15 protein-coding genes and 1 pseudogene are annotated in these 18,336 nt (G+C 73.6%); 6 read left to right on the top strand and 10 right to left on the bottom strand.

The window, feature by feature from the left end; all coding sequences use genetic code 11:
* The first annotated feature begins 2 nt into the window (after nt 1-2).
* Nucleotides 3-698 carry a family 16 glycoside hydrolase gene (locus ACIA8O_RS32470; RefSeq protein WP_396297585.1) on the top strand — a complete coding sequence of 232 codons (696 nt, stop codon included), beginning with the start codon at nt 3-5 and terminating at the stop codon, nt 696-698.
* Nucleotides 699-760: 62 nt separating this feature from the next.
* Here ACIA8O_RS32470 and ACIA8O_RS32465 read toward each other — a convergent pair whose 3' ends face one another.
* The 5 genes from ACIA8O_RS32465 to ACIA8O_RS32445 all read right to left on the bottom strand — a co-directional run bounded on the left by ACIA8O_RS32465 (nt 761) and on the right by ACIA8O_RS32445 (nt 7,628).
* Nucleotides 761-2,887 (bottom strand): 3-hydroxyacyl-CoA dehydrogenase NAD-binding domain-containing protein, encoded by a 2,127-nt coding sequence (locus ACIA8O_RS32465; RefSeq protein ID WP_396297584.1) that lies wholly within the window; start codon nt 2,885-2,887, stop codon nt 761-763.
* A gap of 2 nt (nt 2,888-2,889) precedes the next feature.
* Nucleotides 2,890-4,107, bottom strand: coding sequence for a thiolase family protein (locus ACIA8O_RS32460; protein ID WP_396297583.1), 1,218 nt, complete (start codon nt 4,105-4,107; stop codon nt 2,890-2,892).
* A gap of 286 nt (nt 4,108-4,393) precedes the next feature.
* Nucleotides 4,394-5,641, bottom strand: a complete 1,248-nt coding sequence (locus ACIA8O_RS32455) for an HRDC domain-containing protein (protein ID WP_396297582.1) — start codon at nt 5,639-5,641, stop codon at nt 4,394-4,396.
* Nucleotides 5,642-5,929: 288 nt separating this feature from the next.
* Nucleotides 5,930-6,649, bottom strand: a complete 720-nt coding sequence (locus ACIA8O_RS32450) for a LuxR C-terminal-related transcriptional regulator (RefSeq protein WP_396297581.1) — start codon at nt 6,647-6,649, stop codon at nt 5,930-5,932.
* A gap of 328 nt (nt 6,650-6,977) precedes the next feature.
* Complete coding sequence (locus ACIA8O_RS32445; protein ID WP_396297580.1) at nt 6,978-7,628, bottom strand: DUF3000 domain-containing protein; 651 nt, start codon at nt 7,626-7,628, stop codon at nt 6,978-6,980.
* Nucleotides 7,629-7,806: 178 nt separating this feature from the next.
* On the opposite strand from ACIA8O_RS32445, the gene hemE reads away from it, so the two are divergent.
* On the top strand, nt 7,807-8,895 hold the full coding sequence (gene hemE / locus ACIA8O_RS32440) for a uroporphyrinogen decarboxylase (protein ID WP_396297579.1): 1,089 nt from the start codon (nt 7,807-7,809) through the stop codon (nt 8,893-8,895).
* Nucleotides 8,896-8,974: 79 nt separating this feature from the next.
* Here the strand turns inward: hemE and ACIA8O_RS32435 are convergent, their stop codons facing one another.
* Together ACIA8O_RS32435 and ACIA8O_RS32430 are read right to left on the bottom strand one after the other, a co-directional pair.
* Nucleotides 8,975-10,018, bottom strand: coding sequence for a DUF4349 domain-containing protein (locus ACIA8O_RS32435; protein WP_396297578.1), 1,044 nt, complete (start codon nt 10,016-10,018; stop codon nt 8,975-8,977).
* Nucleotides 10,019-10,125: 107 nt separating this feature from the next.
* Nucleotides 10,126-10,896, bottom strand: coding sequence for an SDR family oxidoreductase (locus tag ACIA8O_RS32430; protein WP_396297577.1), 771 nt, complete (start codon nt 10,894-10,896; stop codon nt 10,126-10,128).
* 71 nt (nt 10,897-10,967) lie between these two features.
* Between ACIA8O_RS32430 and ACIA8O_RS32425 the strand changes: the two genes are divergently transcribed.
* The 3 genes from ACIA8O_RS32425 to hemQ are packed head-to-tail and all read left to right on the top strand — an operon-like array spanning nt 10,968 to nt 13,699.
* On the top strand, nt 10,968-11,552 hold the full coding sequence (locus ACIA8O_RS32425; RefSeq protein WP_396297576.1) for a Uma2 family endonuclease: 585 nt from the start codon (nt 10,968-10,970) through the stop codon (nt 11,550-11,552).
* A gap of 33 nt (nt 11,553-11,585) precedes the next feature.
* Nucleotides 11,586-12,992 (top strand): protoporphyrinogen oxidase, encoded by a 1,407-nt coding sequence (gene hemG / locus ACIA8O_RS32420; RefSeq protein WP_396297575.1) that lies wholly within the window; start codon nt 11,586-11,588, stop codon nt 12,990-12,992.
* The gene (gene hemQ, locus ACIA8O_RS32415) at nt 12,989-13,699 is read left to right on the top strand and encodes a hydrogen peroxide-dependent heme synthase (RefSeq protein WP_396297574.1); all 711 of its coding nucleotides are present in this window, start codon (nt 12,989-12,991) and stop codon (nt 13,697-13,699) included. The genes hemG and hemQ overlap by 4 nt, the downstream gene beginning before the upstream one ends.
* A gap of 54 nt (nt 13,700-13,753) precedes the next feature.
* Here hemQ and ACIA8O_RS32410 read toward each other — a convergent pair whose 3' ends face one another.
* From ACIA8O_RS32410 to ACIA8O_RS32400, 3 genes and pseudogenes are all read right to left on the bottom strand, one after another.
* The gene (locus tag ACIA8O_RS32410) at nt 13,754-14,527 is read right to left on the bottom strand and encodes a TIGR04222 domain-containing membrane protein (RefSeq protein WP_396297573.1); all 774 of its coding nucleotides are present in this window, start codon (nt 14,525-14,527) and stop codon (nt 13,754-13,756) included.
* Nucleotides 14,528-14,764: 237 nt separating this feature from the next.
* The gene (locus ACIA8O_RS32405) at nt 14,765-15,787 is read right to left on the bottom strand and encodes a TIGR04222 domain-containing membrane protein (protein ID WP_396297572.1); all 1,023 of its coding nucleotides are present in this window, start codon (nt 15,785-15,787) and stop codon (nt 14,765-14,767) included.
* Nucleotides 15,788-15,923: 136 nt separating this feature from the next.
* Nucleotides 15,924-17,196: pseudogene (locus ACIA8O_RS32400) on the bottom strand (DUF692 domain-containing protein); the annotation flags it as partial.
* Nucleotides 17,197-17,416: 220 nt separating this feature from the next.
* Between ACIA8O_RS32400 and ACIA8O_RS32395 the strand changes: the two are divergent.
* Nucleotides 17,417-18,331 carry a GNAT family N-acetyltransferase gene (locus ACIA8O_RS32395; RefSeq protein ID WP_396297571.1) on the top strand — a complete coding sequence of 305 codons (915 nt, stop codon included), beginning with the start codon at nt 17,417-17,419 and terminating at the stop codon, nt 18,329-18,331.
* Nucleotides 18,332-18,336 lie beyond the last annotated feature (5 nt).

Genomic DNA, 18,336 nt, shown 5'->3' with positions numbered 1-18,336 from the left:
CCGTGACCACCGGCCGACCGCCGGTCCGCGCCCCCGGCCCCGCCCCGCCCGGGTGGCCGCGGGGCCTGCGGACGGCCCTGATCGCCGTGCTGCTCGCGCTGGCCGCCGTCGCCACCGCCGTACTGGCCGGCCCGTCCCGGCCGGGCTTCGTCACCTGGCCGGAGGGCTCGGCGCACGGGCCGTGGGTGGCGGTCTTCAACGGGGAGGGCGCCGTCGGGGCCCGGGGCGACCTGCTGGTCCTGGCCCCGCGCCCGGCCACCGCCGCCGACGAGACGCACGCCGCCCTGGTGGTCTCCGCCGAGACCCGCTCCGACCTCACCCTGAGCCTGGGCGTGCGCACCGCCGAGCAGCTGCGCACCCCGACCCCCAACACCTGGGAGACCGCCTGGGTGGTCTGGCACTACACCGACCCCCGGCACTTCTACTACCTGGCCCTCAAACCCACCGGCTGGGAGCTGGGCAAGGAGGACCCGGCCTACCCCGGCCACCAGCGCTTCCTGGCCACCGGCCCGCCGCACTTCCCGGTCGGCCGCTGGCACGCCGTGGAGATCCGCCAGCGCGGCGCCACCGTCACCGTGCTGGTCGACCGCCACCGGCTGGTCACCTTCACCGACACCGAACGCCCCTACCCGGAAGGCAGGTACGGCCTCTACACCGAGGACGCCCGGGCCGAGTTCCGCCACGTGGTGGCCGGCTAGGAACGCCGAAGGGCGGCACCCCCGCACAGGGGTGCCGCCCGACGGTGCGTCAGACCTGCCGACTACTCCGGAACGGAGGCCAGGCCGGGGGCCAGGAACTTCTTGCCGTTGACCCGCTCGGAGACGCCCTCGCGGTCCAGGTACGGGGTGATCCCGCCCAGGTGGAACGGCCAGCCGGCACCGGTGATCATGCACAGGTCGATGTCCTGCGCCTCGCCGACCACGCCCTCGTCCAGCATCAGGCCGATCTCCTGCGCGACGGCGTCCAGGGCGCGGGCGCGCACCTGCTCCTCCGTCAGCACCGAGTCGCCGAAGGTCAGCAGCTCCAGGACCTCGGGGTCGAGGACCTGCTTGCCGTCCTCCCAGACGTAGAAGCCGCGCTTGCCGGCCTTGACCACCTTGCCGAGGTTCTCGGAGACCGAGAACCGCTCCGGGAAGGCGCCGTGCAGGGTCTCCGACACGTGCAGGGCGATGGCCGGGCCGACCAGCTCCAGCAGCGCGATCGGGGACATCGGCAGGCCGAGCGGCTTGACCGCGGCCTCGACCGTCTCGAACGAGGTGCCCTCGTCGATGACGGCCTGGATCTCGCCCATGAAGCGGGTCAGGATGCGGTTCACCACGAACGCCGGGGCGTCCTTGGTGAGCACCGCGGTCTTCTTCAGCTTCTTGGCGACCGCGAAGGCGGTGGCCAGCGAGCCGTCGTCGGTCTTCTCGGCCCGGACGATCTCCAGCAGCGGGAGGATCGCGACCGGGTTGAAGAAGTGGAAGCCGACCACGCGCTCCGGGTGCTGGAGCTTGGACGCCATCTCGGTGACCGAGAGCGAGGAGGTGTTGGTGGCCAGGATGGTGGTCGGCGAGACCACCGCCTCCAGCTCCGCCAGGACGTTCTGCTTGACGCCCATCTCCTCGAACACGGCCTCGATCACGAAGTCCGCGTCGCCGAAGGCCACGGCCTTGTCCAGGTGACCGGAGACCAGGCCCTTGAGCTTGTTGGCCTTGTCGTTGCCGATCCGGCCCTTGCCGAGCAGCTTGTCGATCTCGGCGTGGACGTAGCCGACGCCCTTGTCGATCCGCTCCTGGTCGATGTCGGTCAGGACGACCGGCACCTCCATCCGGCGGGCGAACAGCAGGGCCAGCTGGGAGGCCATCAGACCGGCGCCGACGACACCGATCTTGGAGACCGGGCGGGCCAGCGACTTGTCCGGCGCACCGAACGGGCGCTTGGCCCGGCGCTGCACCAGGTTGAAGGCGTACAGGCCGCTGCGCAGCTCGCCGCTCATGATCAGGTCGGCCAGCGCCTGGTCCTCGGCGTCGAAGCCCGCCTGCAGGTCGCCGTCCTTGACCTGCTGGATGATGTCCAGCGCCTTGTAGGCGGCCGGCGCGGCGCCGCTCACCTTGGCGTCGGCGACCCAGCGGCCCCAGGTGACGGCGTCGTCCCAGGCCTTGCCCCGGTCGAACTCCTCGCGCTCGACGACCACGTCGCCGTTGAGGACCTTGGCGGCCCAGCCCAGGGACTGCTCCAGGAAGTCGGCCGGCTCGAAGATCGCGTCCGCGATGCCGAGCTCGAACACCTCCTTGCCCTTGAGCTGCTTGTTCTGCGCCATCGAGTTCTCGACGATGACCTTGACGGCCTTCTGCGGGCCGATCAGGTTCGGCAGGATGGTGCAGCCGCCCCAGCCGGGGACCAGGCCGAGGAAGACCTCGGGCAGCGAGAACGCCGGGACGCCCGAGCTGACGGTGCGGTAGGTGGCGTGCAGGCCGACCTCCACGCCGCCGCCCATGGCCGCGCCGTTGTAGAACGCGAAGGTCGGGACGGGCAGCGCGGCGATCCGCTTGAAGACGTCGTGGCCGCCCTTGCCGATGGCCAGCGCGTCGCCGTGCTCCTTGAGCACCTCGACGCCCTTGAGGTCGGCGCCGACCGCGAAGATGAACGGCTTGCCGGTGATCGCGACGGCCTTGACCGCGCCCTCGGCGGCCTCCGCCTCGACCTGGTCCAGCGCCTCGGACAGCTTGGCCAGCGAGCCCGGGCCGAAGGTGGTCGGCTTGGTGTGGTCGAAGCCGTTGTCCAGGGTGATCAGCGCGATCCGCCCGGCGCCGTACGGCAGCTCCAGGTGGCGGACGTGGGCGGTGGTGACGACCTCGCCGGGGAACAGCTCGGCGGCGCGCTTCAGCAGCTCAGTGGTGCTCATGGTCACTTACCACCCTCGAAGTGCGGGTTCTCCCAGATGATGGTGCCGCCCATGCCGAAGCCGATGCACATGGTGGTCAGGCCGTACCGGACGTCCGGGCGCTGCTCGAAGCGGCGGGCCAGCTGGTTCATCAGGCGCACGCCCGAGGAGGCCAGCGGGTGGCCGAACGCGATGGCGCCGCCGTACGGGTTGACCCGCTCGTCGTCGTCCGCGATGCCGTAGTGGTCCAGGAAGGCCAGCACCTGGACGGCGAAGGCCTCGTTGACCTCGAAGGCCTGGATGTCGTCGATGGTCAGACCGGCCTTGGCCAGCGCCTTCTCGGTCGCCGGGACGGGGCCGATGCCCATCACCTCGGGCTCGACGCCCGCGAAGGCGAAGCTCACCAGGCGCATCTTGACCGGCAGGCCGAGCTCCTCGGCGACGTCCTCGGCCGCCAGCAGGGAGGCGGTGGCACCGTCGTTCAGACCGGCCGAGTTGCCCGCGGTGATGTTGCCGTGCGGACGGAACGGGGTCTTCAGACCGGCCAGGCTCTCCATGGTGGTGCCCGGACGCATCGGCTCGTCGGTGGTGGCCAGGCCCCAACCGGTCTCGCCGACCTCGGAGTTGGTGTTGCGGATCGCGATCGGCACCAGGTCCGGCTGGATGTCGCCGTTGACGTACGCCTTGGCGGCCTTCTCCTGCGAGCGGACGGCGTAGGCGTCGCAACGCTCCTTGGTGATGTGCGGGAACCGGTCGTGCAGGTTCTCCGCCGTCATCCCCATGAAGAGCGCCGACTCGTCGACCAGCTTCTCCGAGACGAAGCGCGGGTTCGGGTCCACGCCCTCGCCCATCGGGTGCCGGCCCATGTGCTCCACGCCACCGGCGACGACGATGTCGTACGCGCCGAAGGCGATGCCGCCCGCGGTGGTGGTGACGGCGGTCAGCGCACCGGCGCACATGCGGTCGATCGCGTAGCCCGGGACGGACTTCGGCAGGCCGGCGAGCAGCGCGGCGGTGCGGCCGATGGTCAGGCCCTGGTCGCCGATCTGGGTCGTGGCCGCGATGGCGACCTCGTCGATCCGCTCGGTCGGCAGGTTCGGGTTGCGGCGCACCAGCTCACGGATGCACTTGACGACCAGGTCGTCGGCGCGGGTCTCGTGGTAGATGCCCTTCGGGCCGGCCTTGCCGAACGGGGTGCGGACGCCATCGACGAAGACGACGTCCCTCGAGGTACGAGGCACGGGGCTCTCCTCCAGGGGACACGACAGGTGGGTGCAGACCTCGACCCACGACGGGGAGGCGGCGCTGCTTCACCGGCCATGCTACCCGCCGGTAACTACCTTGCCCATAGCCCCACGCCATGTGTCCTCGCTCACGGTCATGCGCAGACGCTTAGGGGCGCGAGGAACTGCGCGAATCGGGAGGCGGCTCACCTGCAACTGACCCGCTGTCAGCCGGTTGCACGTGCTGCCGTTCCCCTGCGCGCAGTTCCTCGCGCCCCTGAGCGCTTGCAACTGGTCCTCGTGTCTAGGCCTCGGGAGCTGCCACCTTGGCCTCGGCGAAGGCCTTGGCGACGGCCGCGCCGATCACCTCGGTCTGCCACTGGCGGGCGCCGAGGCGGCGGAAGGCGGCGATGACCGAGTCGGTGTCGGCCGGGACCGGCGGGTCCCAGGAGACGCGGCGGACCAGGTCCGGGGTGATCAGGTTCTCGGCCGGTAGGTGGTGCTGCTCGGCCAGCGCCGTGACGGCGGCCCGCGCGCCGGAGAGCCGGGCGGCGGCCAGCGGGTCCTTCTCCGCCCAGGCGCGCGGCGGCGGCGGCCCGTCGTGCGGGGCGGTGGCCGGCGGCAGCTCGTTCTCCGGGATCTCCCGGGCGCGCTGCAGCGCGGCCAGCCAGAGGTCCAGCTGACGACGGTTCACCCGGGGGCCGAAGCCCTGGACGGCCTGCAGCGCCGGGGCGTTCAGCGGCATGGCGAGCGCGGCGTTGACGATCGCCACGTCGGAGAGCACCCGGCCCGGGGAGACGTCCCGGTCGCGGGCGGCCTGGTCGCGGGCCAGCCAGAGCTCGCGGACGGCGGCCAGCTGCCGGCGGCGGCGGACCTTGTGCAGCTGGGAGGTGCGGCGCCAGGGGTCGGTGCGCGGTGCGGGCCGCGGCGCGGCGGCGATCGCGGCGAACTCCTCGCGGGCCCAGCCGAGCTTGCCCTGGCCGTCCAGCTCCCGTTCGAGTGCGTCGCGCAGCTCGACCAGCACCTCGACGTCCAGAGCGGCGTACCGCAGCCACGGCTCGGGCAGCGGGCGGGTGGACCAGTCCACCGCGGAGTGCTCCTTGGCCAGCGACAGCCCGAGCACGCTCTCCGTCATCGGGCCGAGGCCCACCCGGGGGAACCCGGCGATCCGGCCGGCCAGCTCGGTGTCGAACAGCACCTTCGGCGTCATGCCGACCTCGGCCAGGCAGGGCAGGTCCTGGGTGGCCGCGTGCACGACCCACTCGGTGTCGGCGAGGGCCTCGCCGAGCGCGGAGAGGTCGGGGCAGGCGATCGGGTCGATCAGGGCCGTGCCGGAGCCCGCGCGGCGGAGCTGGATCAGGTACGCGCGCTGGCCGTAGCGGTAGCCGGAGGCCCGCTCGGCGTCGACGGCGACCGGGCCGGTGCCCGCCGCGAAGGCGGCGACGGTCGCGGCGAGCGCGGTCTCGTCGGCCACCACGGGTGGGAGCCCCTCCCTCGGTTCGAGGAGCGGGACCGGGGCTGTCTCTTCTGGGGTGGCTACGGCGTCGGTCACCCACCAAGGGTACGACGCCCTCCGCATACCCGGAGGTGGTGAGGACCAAGGTGATGCCTCTGGGGGCGCGGGGCTCCGCCGATGTGCGGCTCCGCCGCGGGGCGCGAATCGGAAGGCGGCTCACCTGCAACTGAAGGCACGTCAGCCAGTTGCAGGTGCTGCCTTTCCACTGCGCGCAGTTCCCCGCGCCCCTGCGGGGCGCTTCTTGGCTCCCCTGAACAACGAGAGGGGCCCGGAGGGGAAACGTTCCTCCGGGCCCCGAGCTGGGGTGATGTGGGTGACGGGGTGTCAGTGGATGATGCCGGTGCGGAGGGCGACGGCGACCATGCCGGCCCGGTCGCCGGTGCCGAGCTTGCGGGCGATCCGGGCCAGGTGGCTCTTCACGGTGAGGGCGGACAGGCCCATCGCGACGCCGATCGCCTTGTTGGACTGGCCCTCGGCGACGAGCCGCAGCACCTCGACCTCGCGCCCGGACAGCTCCCGGTAGGTGGTCGGCGGCACGCCCGGCGCACCGGGAGCACCCGGCGCCCCGTGCGGCGCCCCCGCCGCACCTGGCATGCCGGGCATCCCCGGCCGCCGCATCCGCCCGGCCAGCCCGCCGGCGCCGATCGGCAGCCCGGGACGGCCCGGCATGGCGAGGTTGGTGCGGGTGCCGGTGACCACGTAGCCCTTCACGCCGCCCGCGAGGGCGGAGCGGACCGCGCCGATGTCGTCCGCGGCGGAGAGGGCCAGGCCGTTGGGCCAGCCGGCGGCGCGGGTCTCGGCGAGGATGGTGAGGCCGGAGCCGTCGGGGAGGTGGACGTCGGCGACGCAGATGTCGCGGGGGGTGGAGACCCGGGGCCGGGCCTCGGCGATCGAGGAGACCTCGATGACGTCACGGACACCGAGCGCCCACAGGTGCCGGGTGACGGTGTTCCGGACGCGGGGGTCGGCGATGACCACCATGGCGGTGGGCTTGGTCGGACGGTAGGCGACCACGCTTGCGGGGTGTTCGAGAAGGACCGACACCGTGCCTCCTGAGGGAGTGGCGGACGCCAACTCCTCGTCGCCGCCTCTGGCCGATGGGGGCGCTCGGAGTGTTCCGCGTTTGGAAAGGGTCACAGACACCTTCGGCATCAACCGTGCCCGGCTTTAGCGAAAGATCACGATCTAGTGAGTAACAATACGGACAAATCGCGCAGGTGACTGATGCGACATGCCCCGGAATCGCACAGAACGCGTCATGTTCGGGACCTGTCCGGGCGGATTCGGACGGTCAATTGACGCCGAGCGCCAGGCTGTTCACGCTGCGTCAGCCCTGGGGGTGGTGCTGCGGGAACGAACGGACGGTCAGCCCTCAGTGGGAGCGCGGGCGTCGCCGTGCGGGCATCGGGACCACTCCGCCGAGTGACGGGGCGTCGGGCAGCGGCAGCGGCGCGGGCGAGGCCGGGGGCAGGCCGGCGCAGCCGCAGAGCAGGTCGGCCCAGGCCGCGAGGTGCCGCTCGAAGCGGCCGTCGGACGGGGTCCAGGAGGCCCGGACCTCGATCTCGGTGGAGGTCTCCCGGTCGGCGAGCGCGCCGAAGTACTGGGAGATGCCCCGGGTCACGGTGCCGCCGGCCTCGGCGTGGGCGGCGCCGTGGGCGTACAGCGCGTCGGTCAGCCAGGCCCAGCCGACCTCGGAGAGCATCGGGTCGTCGGCCATCTCGGGTTCGAGCTCGGCCCTGGTCAGCGAGACCAGGCGGAACTCGCCGCGCCAGGCTTCCTGCCCGGCGGGGTCGTACAGCAGCACCAGCCGGCCGTCGGCCAGCTCCTCGCCGTCCACCTCGACGGTCGCGGTCAGCGCGTACGCGAACGGGGCCATCCGCTTCGGTGCCGGCGCGGGGGAGAGCTGGACCTCGGGTCGCAGCCGCGCGCCCGCGAGGGCCTCCACCGCAGCGCGGAACTCCACCGGAGCCGACTCCTTGCCTGTACCGCCACCCTGCGCTGGGTGCCCGCCGACCGCTGCCATGACCGAGAGCCTAGGTCGGGCGGGCCCGGAAGCCGAGTCATTTCGTCCGGTGTGGCGTGACGGTTGTCGGACTGTTCGTCAGCTGACACGTGGTGAGGTGTCCGGTGGTGTCCGATTCGTACGAACCGACGACCTCCGGCGGGCGGCCGGGCCCGGGCAGCGTGCGAAGATTCGGGGTGTGAGTGAGACAACCGCTGCCCAGTCCGGTCAGGCCGCCGCGCACCGAGGCGCCGCGTACGACTCCGCCTTCCTCCGCGCCGCCCGCCGCGAGCCGGTGCCGCACACGCCGGTCTGGTTCATGCGCCAGGCCGGGCGCTCGCTGCCCGAGTACCTGAAGGTGCGCGAGGGCATCCCGATGCTCGACTCCTGCATGCGCCCCGAGCTGGTCAAGGAGATCACCCTCCAGCCCGTGCGCCGTCACAAGGTGGACGCGGCGATCTTCTTCAGCGACATCGTGGTGCCGCTCAAGGCGGTCGGCATCGACGTGGACATCAAGCCCGGCGTCGGCCCGGTGATCGCCGACCCGATCCGCACCGTCGCGGACCTGGACCGGCTGCGCCCGCTGGAGTCGGACGACATGCCGTACATCACCGAGGCGGTCGGCCTGCTGGTGGACGAGCTGGGCTCCACCCCGCTGATCGGCTTCGCCGGTGCGCCGTTCACCCTGGCCAGCTACCTGGTCGAGGGCGGCCCGTCGAAGAGCCACGAGAAGACCAAGGCCATGATGTACGGCGCCCCGGAGCTGTGGGCCGGGCTGGTCGACCGCCTCGCGGACATCACCGCCGCCTTCCTGAAGATCCAGATCGAGGCCGGCGCCTCGGCCGTCCAGCTCTTCGACTCCTGGGTCGGCGCGCTGGCCCCGGACGACTACCGCCGCTCGGTGATGCCCGCCAGCACCAAGGTGTTCGACGCGGTGGCCGGCTACGGCGTGCCGCGGATCCACTTCGGTGTCGGCACCGGCGAGCTGCTCGGCCTGCTCGGCCAGGCCGGCGCGGACGTGGTCGGCGTCGACTGGCGGGTGCCGCTGAACGTGGCCGCCGAGCGGGTCGGCCCCGGCAAGGCGCTGCAGGGCAACCTCGACCCGGCGGTGCTCTACGCCCCGACCTCCGTGGTGGAGACCAAGGCCCGCGAGGTGCTGCACGCCGCCCAGGCCATCGGCGGCGACACCGGCCACATCTTCAACCTGGGCCACGGCGTGATGCCGAGCATGGACCCGGACGCGCTGACCCGCCTGGTCGCCTTCGTGCACGAGACCAGCGCGCGCTGACCCTCTGCACGGTGTGACCCTCCGTGCGGTGTGACCCGCCTGACGGCCCGACCCCCGTGACGGGCCGTCAGGCGGGAGCTCACTCCCCGGTCGGTTCCTCCGCCGACGGAGCCTCCCAGGGGTCCTGCTCCGGCCGCGGCGGCAGGGCGGAGGGTCGGACGGCGGGCCGGCGTCCGGCGAGCTTCCGCCGCAGTCGCCAGCCGAGGTAGCCGAGCGGGCCCAGCACCAGCAGGAACGGCGCCAGCGCCGCCAGCACCATCAGCAGGCCCTTCACCACCGCCACCAGGGCGTCCCAGCCGCCGCCCAGCGCGCCGCCGACGCTGCTCCAGAACCCCTCCTCCTCCGCCGCCTTCACCGGTTCCGGAGCCTTCGTCGGCACGGAGACCTGGAGCGTGATGGTGGAGAGCGAGGTGCGGGCCGAGAGTTCCTGCTGGCGGCGCTGGAGCGACTCCAGATCGGCCTCGCGGCGGTTGAGCTCGCTCTCCAGCGAGACGATCTCGGCCAGCGTCTTGGCGTCGGCCATCAGCTTGCGCACCCGGTCCACGCTGGCCTGCTGGGTCTTGATCCGGCTCTCCACGTCCACCACCTGCTGGGTGAGGTCGTCGGCCTGGCTGCTGCGCGAGACCACCTCGCCCAGCCCGGCCAGCCGGTCCAGCGTCTGCTGGTACGTGGACGAGGGCACCTTGAGGGTCAGCCGGGCGTCGGTCGGGGTGCCGTCGGCGGACTTGACGCTGCCCAGCTGCTCCCCGGCCACGTAGCCGCCGCCGGCGGTCGCCATGGTGCGCGCCTCGTCCAGGACCTTGCCCAACTCCTTCGTGCGGAGCGAGAGTTGGGCGGTGTAGGCGATCAGGCGGGGAGCCTGCGGCTCCGAACCCTGCCCCGTGGCTCCGGCGCTCGGCGCGGCCGAGGCCCCGCCGGCGCCCGGCTTGGAGTCGGCCGGAGCCCCGGCCGCCTTCTCCGCGCCGCTGCCCGGTGCCGCCGCGGGCGCGGCCATGTCCGCGACGGTCGCCTTGCCCCCGCCGCTGTCCGAGGCGCTGCACCCGCCGAGCAGCACCACCGCCGCGGTGGCCGCCCCCGCCACGGCCAGTGCCGCCCGTCCGCCCCCGTGCCGTACCGTCGTCATCCCTGTTGCCCCTCCCGGTCTCGTCCTCGTACGCCTTGGACGTGGCGGGGGCCCGGTGGGATCCCGTCCGGTGATCGCAACTCCGTTACGGAAAAGTCTCGTTGTGGTCAGCGGACCGGGGCCGGGGTCTGCCCGGCGGCCAGGTACTGGGCCCAGGTGCGGACGCCGTCCGCGTTCGGGGTGGTGTGCTCGCCGGCCCGGTACGCGGCCGCCGCCTTCCCCGGCAGCCGCACCTCCACCACCCGCTTGCGCCGCCCGGTCGCCCGCAGCCAGTCCTCCGCCAGCTCCCGCGCCCCCAGCACCTGCGGCCCGCCCAGGTCCGGCACCCGCCCGGCCGGAGCACCCAGCGCCAACTCCACCAGCCGCTCGGCCACTTCACCCTGGTCCACCGGCTGGCAGGCGGTCCCCGAGGGGAGCAGCATGACCGGCAGCTTGGCCAGCGCCCCGAAGGCCATGGTCAGCAGGGACGGGAACTGGGTGGCCCGCAGGTTGGTCCAGCCGAGGCCGCTCTCCTCCAGCAGGCGCTCGCCCTGCCACTTGATCCGGTAGTAGGGGTACGGGATCCGGTCCACCCCGACGATCGAGATGTTGACCACGTGCTCCACCCCGGCCGCCCGGGCCGCCGCCAGCAGGTGCCGCCACCCCGGCAGGTCGTTCTTCGGGTGCCGGATGTCGCTCGCGCAGTGCACGATCGCGCGCACCCCCGCCACCGCCGCCCCCACCCCTTCCCCGGTGGCCAGGTCCGCCACCACCCAGCCCTCGCCGTCCCGGGCCCGCCGGCTCAAGCCCCGTACCGCCACCCCACGCGCCTTCAGCCGGGCCACCACCTCCCGCCCCAGCACCCCGCTCGCCCCGGTCACCAGCACCACGTCGGCCATCACTGCCTCCTGCCTCGGATTCCTTCGGGAGGGGGACGACGCAGCTCCTCGGAATGTGACAGCCTTCGGGCATGAGCGTGCTGCCCGAGTGGATGTACCCACCACGGGAAGAAGGTTGGTTTGCGGACGACCTCGACGGCATCGCCGAGGCACCCCGGCACACCGAGCTGATCGATGGAGCGCTGGTCTTCGTGACGTCTCCGCAGCGGGCCTGGCACAGTCGGGTCGTCACGGCCCTCACGGGGACGCTCGACGCCCTGGCTCCGAACGGGTTGAGCGTCGAGCGGGAGATGACGATCCGCCTGGACAGGCGCAACCGCCCGGAACCGGACCTCCTCGCCACCACCGCCGAGTTCGACCCGGACCGGACCTGGTTCGCGCCGTCCGACGTGGTGCTGGTGGCCGAGGTGGTCTCCCCGGAGTCGGCCCACCGCGACCGCACCGTGAAGATGCGCAAGTACGCCGAGGCGGGCATCGGCCACTACTGGTTGGTCGAGGAGGAGGACGGCCGGCCCGTGGTGCACGCCTACGAGCTCGACGGGCCCACCGGCACCTACGTGTCCGGCGGGATCTTCCGGGGCGCGCTCACCCGGCCGGTGCCGTTCCCGATCACGCTCGACCTCGATGCGCTGCCGACCGGGCGACGCCCTGATTGATGGGTTTTGGGCGGGCTCTGCGAGGATGCGGGCATGGCAGAGCTTCGGGTCGTGGTGGTCGGTGGCGGGATCGCCGGGCTGACGGCGGCGTGGTTGGCGAGCGGGGCGGCTCGGGTCACGTTGTTGGAGGCGGGCGGGCGGTTCGGCGGGAAGTTGTACGGGGGAGAGGTCGGCGGGGTCCGGGTGGACCTGGGGGCCGAGTCGATGCTGGCCAGGCGGCCGGAGGCGGTGGAGCTGGCCCGGGAGGTGGGGCTGGCGGGGGAGTTGGAGCCGCCGACCACGGCGAAGGCCGGGATCTGGACCAGGGGGGAGCTGCGGCCGCTGCCGGCCGGGCAGTTGATGGGCGTGCCGGGGGACTTGGCCGCGTTGGCGGAGTCCGGGGTGCTGACCGAGGAGGGGCTGCGCCGGGCCGGGCTGGACGGCGCGGTCGGGGAGGTCGGGGCGGACGTCTCGATCGGGGAGTACGTGGCGGCCAAGCTGGGCCGCGAGGTGGTGGACCGGCTGGTGGAGCCGCTGCTCGGCGGGGTCTACGCCGGGCACGCCGACGAGATCTCGCTGCGCGCCGCCGTCCCGGCCCTGCTGCCGATCGCCCAGCGCGGTGGTCCGCTGGCCGAGGGCGTGCGCGAGCTGACGTCCCGTCCGAGCAGTGGCGGCCCGGTCTTCCAGGGGCTGCGCGGCGGTCTCGGCACCCTGCCGGGGGCGGTGGCGGAGGCGGCCCGGAGGAACGGTGCCGAGCTGCGCGCCGACAGCCCGGTGGAGGAGCTGCGCCGCACCCCGGAGGGCTGGCGGATCGTCAGCAACGGTGAGGTGCTGCACGCCGACAGGGTGGTGCTGGCCGTCCCGGCCCCGGTCGCGGCGAAGCTGCTGGCGGCCGAGCTGCCGGGGGCCGCCGCCGAGCTGGCGCAGGTCGAGTACGCCGGGATGGCCCTGGTCACCATGGCCTTCCGCCGCGCCGACCTGGCGGGGACGGCGCTGACCGGCAGCGGCTTCCTGGTGCCGCCGGTCGACGGCCGCCGGATCAAGGCGTCGACCTTCTCGTCCAACAAGTGGGGCTGGCTGGAGCGTTCGGCCCCGGAGGAGTTCCTGCTGCGCACCTCGCTGGGCCGGCACCGCGAGGAGGCGGCGCTGGACCTCCCGGACGAGGAGCTGGTGGCCCGTTCGCTGGCCGACCTGGCCGAGGCGGTGGGCCTGCGGGCCCGCCCGTACGACACGGCGGTGACCCGCTGGCGCGGCGGGCTGCCGCAGTACCCGGTCGGGCACCTGGACCGGGTGGCCCGGATCCGCAGCGCGGTGGCGGGCCTCGGCGGCCTGGCCGTCTGCGGTGCGGCCTACGACGGCGTCGGCATCCCGGCCTGCATCGCCAGTGCCCGCCGCGCCGTCAACGAGATGTTGACCCCGGGCGCCGGGGCGTCCGTCAGGGAAGGGAGAATGGGCGCATGAGTGAGTCGACCGAACAGCCCGTGAAGAAGAAGGCCCGCGACCTCAACCAGGTCATCCGCTACACCATGTGGTCGGTGTTCAAGCTCAAGAGCGAGCTGCCCCAGGACCGCGCCGCGCTGGCCGCCGAGGTGCAGGAGCTGTTCGACCAGCTCGACGCCAAGGACGTGACGGTGCGCGGCAGTTACGACGTCTCGGGCCTGCGCGCCGACGCGGACGTCATGATCTGGTGGCACGCCGAGGACTCGGACGACCTCCAGGAGGCGTACAACCGCTTCCGCCGCACCGGCCTGGGCCGCCACCTGGAGCCGGTCTGGTCGAACATGGCGCTGCACCGCCCGGCCGAGTTCAACAAGTCGCACATCCCGGCCTTCCTGGCCGACGAGCGGCCGCGCGACTACGTCTGCGTCTACCCGTTCGTCCGCTCCTACGAGTGGTACCTGCTCCCCGACGAGGAGCGCCGGGCGATGCTGGCCGAGCACGGCATGATGGCCCGCGGCTACCCGGACGTCCGGGCCAACACGGTGGCCTCCTTCGCCCTCGGCGACTACGAGTGGCTGCTCGCCTTCGAGGCGGACGAGCTGCACCGGATCGTGGACCTGATGCGCGACCTGCGCCCGTCCCGGGCCCGGCTGCACGTCCGCGAGGAGGTGCCGTTCTTCACCGGCCGCCGCAAGCCGATCGCGGAGCTGCTGGGCGGCCTGGCCTGAGCCGTGGCGCGGAGAAGGGCCCGGGGCGACCGCCCCGGGCCCTTCGACGTTCCGTCAGTACCGCAGCGCCGCCCGCAGCCGGGCGTCCGGCAGGGCGGCCGGGCCGACCACCGCGACGGCGGTGAGCACCGCGTCGTCGGTGGGGGAGGCGCCCAGCGACTGGCGCGGGATGTGCACCGCGTCCAGCACGTCCTGCCCGGCCGGGGTGGCCCAGCGGGTGTACGGGTGGACGTCGACCCGGGCCATCAGCAGGGTGCCGCTGGTGAGGATCAGCGGCAGCGAGAACCAGGCCACCGCCGAACCGGCGTCCCCGGTGCCGGGGGCGGCCAGTGCCAGTGCGCCGCCCAGCAGCACCACCGAGAGCACCAGCGCCTGCCGCACCTGACGCACCGCCAGCGTGGTGCTGTCCCGCACCACCGCCGGGGTGGCCAGGCCCGCCTGCACCAGCCTGCCGCCGATCTCCAGCACCGCGGGGTGGCGGGCCAGCCCGTCGCGCAGCCGCCCGGTGGGGCACTGCCCCTCCGGGCCGATCTCCTCGATCAGCGCCCGCTCCAGCCGGGTCCGTCCGTGCGGGTCGGCCACCGAGGTCCAGCCGGTGTGCGCCAGGTGCAGCCGCCCGCGGGCGGCCATCAGCACCAGGGCCAGCTCGACCACCCGGGTCGGGCCGCCGGCCAGGTACGCGGTCTCGTACAGGCCGACCCCGAGGGGCTCCGCGGCGTGCGGCCGGGCGGGCCCGGCCAGCGAGTCGGCGGTGGCTGCGGCCCGGACCAGCCGCAGGCAGGAGAGCACGGCCGCGAGCAGGGCTGGGAGGAGCAGGAGCAACCACATGGCTTTCGTTCTAGACCTCGCCGCGCCGCCGACGGAACGGGTTTCCGGATCGCGATACCGAACTGTGACACTCGGCCCGTTTCACCACCCGCGCACACCGCCTGCACGGAGCAACCGCAGGTCACCGCTGTGTGATGACGCTCCCTCAGTCGCCGCCCCCTCCCCGGGGGCCGCCGTCGTGGTCACCACCGTGGCCGGACCAGGAGCGGTTCGGCGTACGGCAGCGGCCCGGACACCTCAGCTGCCGCCGCACCCGCCACCGCCGCCGCAGCTGCTGGAGGAGCCGCAGCTGCTCGACGAGGACGAGGACCCGCAGCTGCTCCCGGAGGAGGAGCCGCAGCTGCTGGACGAGGAGGACCCGCAGCTGGACGAGGAGGAGCCGCAGCTCGACGAGGAGGTGTCCGGGGAGGAGCCGGAGCACCAGACGTAGCCGCCGGAGTCGGAGGAGGAGCCCGAGGGGGTGGACGAGGTCCTGGTCATCGTCTGCTGGGCCGCCAGGGCCTGACGGAGCTGCAGGTCCTCCAGCGAGTCCAGGCCGTCCACCGCGACCGCGCCGAGCAGCACCGCCCCGCCGAACACGGCGGCGTCGTGCGGCTGCCAGGGGCTGCCGGTGCGGATCAGCTCCAGCTGGCGGACCCCGGCCGGGGTGATCCTGGCCCGCTCGGGCTTGCTGACGGCCAGCCAGAACAGGCCCACCAGCAGCAGGCCGAGGAAGGGGAAGAACGGTGCCGAGCGCGCGCCCTGCTCGGCCGCCGACAGCCCGAACCAGTCGATCGCGGCCAGCACGCCGAGGGCGATCACCGCCAGCTGGACGAACCAGAACAGCCGCCGCGCGTTCATCGCCTTGCGGAACAGGTCGGGCCGCCGCATCAGGCCCCGGGCGGCCAGGCCGTCGCCGATCCGCTGGACGTGCTCGCTCCGGCTCAGCTCGCGGCGCACCGTCGAGAGGTCGGTGCGGCCGGAGGCCCCGGCCACGGTGATCAGGACGGCCTCGACCGCGTCCCGGGCGTTCCGGTCGGTGACCGTGACCCGGCCGGCCCGGGAGACGATCAGCCGTCCCTCCTGCTGCATCCGGACGATCACGGTGTCGACCACCCGGGTCGGGCCGCCGGCCAGGAAGGCGGCGTCCAGCAGCGGCTGGCCCCGGCCGGGCAGGCCCTGGGGCTGCGGCACCCGGCGCATCCGGCGCAGGGCGTTCTGGGCGTTGCATCCCGCGAGCACCTGGGCTGCGGCGGCGATGCCGAACTCGGCGTACCACATGGTGGGGTCCCCCGTACGTGAAGTCGTGCGTGTGGCGGGCAGCGGCCGCACTCGGGGCGGCGGGCTGCGCCGGCCGGGTGTGGGGCCGGCCGGTTCGTTGGGTCCTACGGTCCTTGCCGGGCAAGGGAGTTGATCAGCGCCACCAGCGGCGGCGGGACGGTCCGGCGGGCCGGACCAGGCGTTCCAGTGCGGGCCGCCAGGCGGCCTGCGGTTCGGCGGCCAGTGCCCACTCGGCGAAGGCCAGGGCGTCGGCCCGGTAGCCGCCGGTCATCGGGCGGCCCTCGGCGTAGCGGAGGAAGAGCCGGCCGTACTCGTGGCCGAGCACCCGCTCCAGCTCCGGCTCCACCCGGGCCACGGTGTCCCGCCGCTTGTGCAGCAGGCCCCGGGCCTGGGTGCGGACCTGGCCGTGGTCGAAGCCGGCCGGGACCGGCCCGCCCGCCAGCAGCGCGTCCAGCAGGGACGCCTGCCTCCGGGCGAGCTCGGCCCGGGCCAGCACCAGGGCGGGGTCGGCGTCGGGCTCCGGGGCGCCCCCGGGCCGGACCAGGTACTCGTAGTGCTCAGACATGGTGCGGTTCCCCCTCCAACACCCTACGGATCGCGTCGAGTTCGCCCGCCAGCTCGGCGGGCGGCGGGAAGTTCTCGTCCCGCTCCAGCAGCACGCCCGGCGGCACCGCCCGGGCCCGCAGCTCGGCCAGCACCTCCAGCACCGGGGCGGTCACCGGGTGGGCGTGGGTGTCGTGCCAGACCCCGTCCCGCTCGATCCCGCCCGCCACGTGCACGTAGGCCAGCGCCTCCAGCGGCAGCCGGTCGAGTTCGGCGGCCACGTCCAGGCCCAGGTTGACCCGGTTGGTGTGCAGGTTGGCCACGTCGACCAGCAGCCGCACCCCGGTCCGCTCGACCAGCTCGGCCAGGAACTCGCCCTCGCTCAACTCGTCGTCCGGCCAGGCCAGATGGGCCGCGATGTTCTCCAGTGCCAGCGGCACCGGCAGCTCCTGCTGGGCGATCCGGACGTTCTCCGCGATCACCCGCAGCGTGTCCCGCGAGCGCGGCACCGGCAGCAGGTGCCCGGCCTCCCGGCCACCGGCCCGGACGAACGCCAGGTGCTCGGTGACCAGCGGCGAGCCGAGCGCCCCGGCGGTCAGCGCCAGCCGCTCCAGCCGGGCGCGGTCCGGCAGGTCGGCCCCGCCCAGGCCCAGCGCCACGCCGTGCGGCACCACCCGGACGCCGCGCTCGCGCAGCGCGGTGAGGGAGGGCGGCAGTTCCCCGGCCCGGAGCTCGTCCGGGCAGAGGTTCTCCGCCACCACCTCGACCCAGTCCAGGCCGGGCAGCCGCTCGACCACGGTGTCGATCTCGGGGCGCCAGCCCACGCCGACCCCGAGCCGGGGGAGCGCCGCTGCGGTGGAAGTCATCTGATCCGCCCCCTTCGGAGGGCCGCGCCGAGAGCCGGCGTCGTGGTGGATTCGGTCGGTCCGGCGGCTCCTTCGCGCACCGTCCCGCTGCCAGAGGATGTATCCCCCCGGGGCGGCTGCCAACCCGCACCCGGCATTCTCAGAGCTGAACTTGAGCTTTCCGCCGCCGGGGGGAATTTCAGTGGACCCCGGATGGACGGAAGGCTAGCGTCGGCAGTCTATGACGATGATCATCCGTGACTTCCGCCCCTCCGACGCCGAGGCCGCAGCCGCCTCCTACAGCGCCGGCCGCCCGCACCTGGTGATGTCCCCCGCCGCCGTCCGCCACCTGGTGGAGACCGCCTCGCCGGAGCAGCACTACCGCCTGCTGGTGGGCGAGGCGGACGGCCGGGTGGTGGCCACCGGCCGGGTCGGCCTGCACGCCGCCTCCTCGACCAAGGGCCAGGGGTTCGCCAACATCAGCGTGCTGCCCGAGGCCCGCGGCCGGGGCGTCGCCACCGCGATGCTGGCCGTCGCGGAACGGCACCTGGCCGAGCACGGGGCCACCGTGATCCGGGCCTGGGTGGACGACGAGCCCTCGGCCATGGCCTTCGCCGAGAAGCGCGGCTACCGACGGGGCCGCAGCGGCCAGTTCGCCCACCTCGCGCTGACCGCCGGGCTGCCGCCGGTGCCCGCCGTGCCCGAGGGCGTCGAGCTGGCCACCGCCGCCGACTTCCTGGACGACCCGTACCCGCTCTACCGGGTGGACGTGGACGGCACCCTGGACGAGCCCGGTGACGTGGACCTGGACGACTACTCCTACGAGGACTGGCTGGCCGAGGTCTGGGAGCGTCCCGACCTGGACCGCGACCTCACCACGGTCGTGCTGGTGGACGGCGTCCCGGCCGCGTTCAGCGCCGTGCAGACCGACGGCGGCACCCGCTACTGGTCGGCCTTCACCACCACCGCCGCCGCCCACCGGGGCCGGGGCCTGGCCACCCTGGCCAAGACCGACTCGCTGCACCGCGCGCTGGCCCGGGGGCTCACCGACGCCTACACCAGCAACGACACCACCAACGTGCCGATGCTGGCCGTCAACGAGCGCCTCGGGTACCGGCGTTGCGCCGGCGAGTGGTCGTACACCAAGGACGTCTGAGCCCC

The sequence above is a fragment of the Kitasatospora sp. NPDC051853 genome (assembly GCF_044452665.1).
In the GTDB taxonomy this organism is placed as follows: domain Bacteria; phylum Actinomycetota; class Actinomycetes; order Streptomycetales; family Streptomycetaceae; genus Kitasatospora.
Note: the sequence above shows the minus strand (reverse complement) of the source record. Positions and strands in the feature narration are given on the sequence as shown.